This window comes from Xanthomonas populi (assembly GCF_002940065.1).
Taxonomy (GTDB): Bacteria; Pseudomonadota; Gammaproteobacteria; order Xanthomonadales; family Xanthomonadaceae; genus Xanthomonas; species Xanthomonas populi.
This window is the reverse complement of the sequence record NZ_MDEJ01000358.1, coordinates 1-375: the sequence shown is the minus strand read 5'-3', so window position 1 is coordinate 375 and position 375 is coordinate 1. Positions and strand designations below refer to the sequence as shown.

General features: G+C 63.5%; 1 pseudogene. It reads right to left on the bottom strand.

The window, feature by feature from the left end:
* Nucleotides 1-375 (bottom strand): annotated as a pseudogene (locus XpopCFBP1817_RS21255) (IS30 family transposase); the annotation flags it as partial.

Below are 375 nucleotides of genomic sequence, written 5' to 3'. Positions count from 1 at the left end.
ATCAGCTCGGCATAACACGTCAGCTCGGTGCCACGATCGCAGGTCAGGCTTGTCCGCCTCGAGGCCGGCAGCTTCTTCATCTGTCAGGTAAACCCCTCCAGCGCATCTGCCGCCGTGCAGCCATCCATCCGGCACAGCACGACAACGCGCGTCTTGCGCTCCACCAACGTGCCCACGCAGGACCGATTGAACGCGCCCTTGATCAAGTCGTCTTCCCAGTGGCCTGGGGCCAAGCACTGCTGCACCTGTTCGGGGCGGTGCACAATCCGCAGCTCCTCCGGCACCCAACTGCGTTTGGCAGCAGTCGTACGCCGTCATCCGCGCGATGGTGTGTGCTGGGGCAGCGCCTGGACCAATTCTTTCTTCAAGCCCCCA